The sequence below is a fragment of the Bradyrhizobium sp. JYMT SZCCT0428 genome (assembly GCF_018131075.1).
In the GTDB taxonomy this organism is placed as follows: Bacteria; Pseudomonadota; Alphaproteobacteria; order Rhizobiales; family Xanthobacteraceae; genus Bradyrhizobium.
The window spans coordinates 1-1,663 of sequence record NZ_JAFCLS010000158.1 but is presented as its reverse complement, the minus strand read 5'-3'; the positions used below and the strand labels follow the sequence as shown (position 1 = coordinate 1,663).

2 protein-coding genes are annotated in these 1,663 nt (G+C 56.8%); both read left to right on the top strand.

Going from position 1 to position 1,663, the window contains the following annotated elements:
• Nucleotides 1-424: 424 nt before the first annotated feature.
• The gene (locus JQ575_RS44145) at nucleotides 425-649 is read left to right on the top strand and encodes a hypothetical protein (RefSeq protein WP_212039409.1); all 225 of its coding nucleotides are present in this window, start codon (nucleotides 425-427) and stop codon (nucleotides 647-649) included.
• A 340-nt stretch (nucleotides 650-989) separates the two neighbouring features.
• Nucleotides 990-1,663, top strand: a 674-nt coding sequence (locus JQ575_RS44140) for a GAF domain-containing protein (protein WP_212039407.1), incomplete at its 3' end; no start/stop codon positions are given.

Genomic DNA, 1,663 nt, shown 5'->3' with positions numbered 1-1,663 from the left:
GAGATTGGCACCGTGCCTGTGTATTCCAGACCTTCATACGAACACCCGGCCAAATAGCGGCGGGAGGGCCGTTCGCCATCGACGAGGGCTGGCTATTGAGCCAAGTTATCTCTCGCACGAACACCTTTGGAGCTCGCCTCGTCGGCTCAGCTGCTTTGGCGCTTTTCTTCTTTTAATACCTCCGACAACTGTTCCGACAGCGCTCGCTGGCCCGCAAATTCCAATGCCATGTCGGATTGGTATCCGCGCCCTGTTAACGCCTAACGGTTTGCTTTTTCTGACACCCCAGCCGATCCCAAACCTATTGGGCAATTTTTCTCCATGACAGCGTGAAGATTATTTTTCAATTGGTGCAATGCAGCGAGCCTAACAATACCTCCAGCCCATCCGAATATCCTGTAAGCTGGACGTCCGGCAGGGTGTCATGACATTCGCCATCCACGCATGCAAAGACGGACAGAGTGTTGTCACCATGCGCATCAGCCCCGAGGCTGCTGTCGATAAAGCGCGCCTGTTGGAAAGCCTCGGTTGGCAAGTCCATATCGCGGATTCAGCCGGACGCCGGTTTGTCGTTTTAGACTTTGATCGCCTTCTGGACCTTTCTGCGCCAGCATCGGTTCATCAACATACTGAAATCCTCAGCCCCTGAGTCGTTAATCCTCTTGAAGGCTTTCAGGCTTCAACTGAACCTCCGTTGTTGTTCAAGTGTCCGGAAGGCCTTCGTCGCCTGGACCAATCCTGGCTGTAATCACCAAATGGCTGCTCGCCCGCGCCGACGAAGTGATCGAACAGTAACTCACTCAACTGACATCCCAGCACGCCCGCCGGATGTCTGCTTTGAGGGGTAAAGCGGAAGTCGGCTTCGACCGGTTCGACTTCCGTGTTTGGCATAGCTTGGCCAGCTGGCAACATGCGACTCAGCCCAATCCGCCCCTTCCTGAAGGACGGTTTAGCCCGATAAGATGCTCTTCTTGACCCTGGGGGCGGATATGACGCGACCATCAAGAACGGGCGGCAAGACGAGCGAGGCGAACGCAAGCTTAGCAACGGGCCTCAAGACCACCAAGACCAAGCGCCGGACTGCGTCGGCGGCCACCCGAGTTAAGCGTCGTTCGGTTTCCGGTCCGAGCAAAGACCTGGAGGACGCCCGCGAGCAACAGGCGGCAACCGCCGAAATCCTCAAAGTTATCGCTAGTTCGCCATCGGACGTGCAGCCTGTGTTCGAAGCGATCGTCAACAGCGCGGCGAAGCTGTTCGAGCCCTGCTCCGCGACGATTACAACTCTGAAAGACGATAAGCTGCACTGGAATGCGACGGCGGCTTCAATCTCCGGCTTTGATGTCGACCGAGTCCGCACGATATATCCAATTCCGTGCGATCGGGACCGCTCACCTTCCACGCGTGCTATTCTCGAACGTCGTATCATCGAGATTCCCGATGTCGCGGCCCCCGATACGCCGGAGTATACGCGCAAGGCGGCTGCCGCGGGTGGCTTTCGATCTATCACCTTCGTGCCGCTGGTCGATCGGGAACAAGGCATCGGCACGATCATCTTTACTCACCCGCAAACCGGCTTCAGGTACTCGGAAAGGCAGCTTGCGCTCATCCAGACATTCGCCGATCAAGCCGTGATCGCTATCCAGAATGCGCGGCTGTTCAACGA